Origin of the sequence: Lentibacillus halophilus, from assembly GCF_039522485.1 — a bacterium.
Taxonomy (GTDB): Bacteria; Bacillota; Bacilli; order Bacillales; family Amphibacillaceae; genus Lentibacillus; species Lentibacillus halophilus.
The window spans coordinates 1-2,954 of record NZ_BAAADM010000014.1; the positions used below are offsets into that span (position 1 = coordinate 1).

Here is a 2,954-nt window from a genome sequence, read left to right on the forward strand (position 1 = left end):
GCTAACTCTTACTCGGCGGGCATCCCACCCACTATATGTTACGACCTAAGCCCGGTCGCTCTGCCAGGCACTAGTTACTGGCACTAGTTACTCCACTGTCCCTGAGCGGGTTTTGTCGAAGTTTATCCGCTTTAAATAAAGCACCGCCAATATCTAAGTGTTCCTTCACGACAACAATCGAATAGGGAAAAGAAAAAGTGTCATGTAGAAGTTCAGCATGACACTTTTTTTACTGGCGGTATTTTATGATGTACGGCTTTTTTTGAGGATAAGAAAAATGTAACGTTACGTTTAGTCAAATTGACATTTTCCCAGTTCCTATTTGTTATTTTTGTATTTATCTTAGTCGCATTTCGGCAAAATAGAATTTTTACTGTTTTAGGCTCTTAAAAGGCAGTGTTAGTAATTTCAATTACGAACAAATGTTCTTGACTTTTAATGAAATGTAGATTATATTAATTAATAACTGATGAATGAAAATTATTAAATTCAGCAATTTCGTGATCCGCGCTATTCCGCATCGGTTGTTTCGCTCATGGTGAGGAACATATAAAAGCGGAAGCAACCGTATCCGAGCAGCGTCAATTGATGGAAGAACAGCAGAAAATGATTCAGCAATGGGCCAGTAAACATAACTGGAGTACGTATGTGCAAATGAGATTGGAGGTGATAATCGATGGAAAGGTTAATTTGGATACAGCGGCTGATGAATTGGATTGAACATTACAAAGAATCGATTTATTTTTCAGGAATGCTATTGACACTTTTCTTTGCCGGTGTGGTAGGTGTTTGGTCATATAGAATGTATGAATCGCAGCACGATAACAATATATATGGGATTATGGATGTTGTTATTAGTCCTTTTTTCTTGGGGATTGTCCATTTTTTATTGGTATTCTTTTTAGGATTATTAATCGTGACAACTATTTCATTAACACATACACGGAGAATGAAGGCATTTAATCTTGAGGTCGAGTTTGAAGCGCGTGAACATAAAGAAATAAAGGTTGGACAAGTTCACTACTTATCCGAAATTCTGGGAAGTCATGATATACTTATCGGACAATTTATTGAGCAAGTTAATATCTCCTATATGGAAGTATTGGAAGTTCTTTGTGATCATTATCGGGAATATTTTACTGAAAGCTTTAACCGAGACTTGTCATATAAGATATTTTCACTGAAAGAGATTCGTTTCTCCCATTCAGAACGACAGCTTTTAAAGTATATGAATCGGCATGATCAAGATGTTAGTTTTCAAAACCGCTTAGTTGGAGACAGAACGCTTTTAATTGGTATAACGAAGAAGATGGTGACTAACGATAAAGAATTAGTTCTAATATTTAGGTCGGACAAGGATTATGAATTTGATGAGTATGATGCTGAGGCTATTAAAATGTTAATGAAATATGGCGATATAATAGTACAGCATTTATATTTTATAAGGGAATAAATAGAGAGGATGGCTGCTCCATTTTGAGTGGAAATGATTCCATGCTATAATAGCGGGCAAGGAGGGGTTTACTATGTCTGAACTGGCTAGGCAAGAAACTAGAAATTCAAAGCAAACAACAACAGATATTCAGCAGCGTTTAAGAAATCATTATAAACAGAAGGGTAAACAAAAGATTCATGTTAAGGCTCCTAAGATGTCGCGAAGAACACGTTTGTATCGCTCTCGTAAGACAAAAATTTAGTTTTTGGCGTGACAATCCAATCTCAAGTTATCCTCGAAAGATTAAAATCTGTATTTTATTTCTCCTCTTTATCGACCTTTTAGGCGAGCGTATATAAGGGGGCGTTATTTTTGGTAATTCAGCATTTTTAAGCTCGTGGTAGTGTCGAATCAGAGCTTCCTTCGTTTTTAATTGACTCAATTGATATCTCTCCAATCGTGACTTTTAATAGTATGTCAAATCACTTAATACATATGTATGCAATGTATCGAAAATTACTACTTTCATTTTCCTTGCATTGGTTAGGCCCCATTGTAATTATTTTTTACGATGGTCCAGAGGTTGTCACCTGGCTTCACGTTGTATGACGATTGTTTCGGTTTAACCCCGGTTTTCTACAAGCTCAGTTGTCACTTTAAAGTCCTGTGTTAGGTGCCTGGCACATAAACAATTCAGAATTGTGTTGGTGCCAGGCAGAGCGACCGGGCTTAGGTCGTAGCATATAGCGGGTGGGATGCCCGCCGAGTAAGAGTTAGCCACTCGCTCGTAACAAGTTTTGGATGGTGAAAGGTAACTTTCATCATTAAGCGTAAACAGTTAGCTGGTGGGCCGTAAACGACAGTTGAAGGGATTGAGCCCCGAAATACCCAATGAAAGGGCAGATGGTCTTGCCTGTCCAGAATGCAACATCTTGATAAGCGGTATAGGCGAGCTTATTAAGACCTTTCCGGGGTCGGTGACCACGGCACGCTAGACATGGATATGCTACGGCAACCCGGGAGGTCCTATTGGGTCTTCCTGCGGAAGCAGGGAGTATGGTGTACAAGCGATACAAAGTGAGGAAACCAAATGCCTGATAGGAAGTCGGAGGGCTGCATAGTACCGTTGAAGCCGGGTAATTCCGGTGGAGGAAAGGTAAGCCCCCTATCATTTTCTTGCTAGGGAAACATTATCTACACGCGGAGGTAGGGAATTATAATGGAAACAAAACTATCGAGAATAGCGGAATTAGCTAGATCTCATCCCAGGATGCAATTCACATCACTGGCGCATCTGTTGGATGATGAGTCTTTAAAGCAATGCCACCATGAATTACCCGGCAATAAAGCTTCAGGTATTATGGGGGTTACAAAGGAAGGCTACGGTGAAGAATTAAATCACAATGTCGAGAACCTCGTTCGTAGAATGAAGAAGAAAAGCTATCGTCCCCAACCGGTCAGACGAACCTATATTGATAAAGCTGGTTCAAGGAAGAAACGCCCATTGGGAATACCGGAG

3 protein-coding genes and 1 pseudogene are annotated in these 2,954 nt (G+C 39.7%); all 4 read left to right on the top strand.

What is annotated here, in order from left to right:
* Positions 1 to 588: 588 nt before the first annotated feature.
* Entirely contained in the window at positions 589 to 720 is a 132-nt protein-coding gene (locus ABDZ72_RS03060) for a hypothetical protein (protein ID WP_343751074.1), read from the top strand.
* Complete coding sequence (locus ABDZ72_RS03065; RefSeq protein ID WP_343751075.1) at positions 707 to 1,453, top strand: hypothetical protein; 747 nt, start codon at positions 707 to 709, stop codon at positions 1,451 to 1,453. The genes ABDZ72_RS03060 and ABDZ72_RS03065 overlap by 14 nt, the downstream gene beginning before the upstream one ends.
* Positions 1,454 to 1,526: 73 nt before the next feature.
* Positions 1,527 to 1,697, top strand: a complete 171-nt coding sequence (locus ABDZ72_RS03070; protein ID WP_343751076.1) for a hypothetical protein — start codon at positions 1,527 to 1,529, stop codon at positions 1,695 to 1,697.
* Positions 1,698 to 2,654: 957 nt separating this feature from the next.
* Positions 2,655 to 2,954, top strand: a pseudogene (locus ABDZ72_RS03075) (group II intron reverse transcriptase/maturase); the annotation flags it as partial.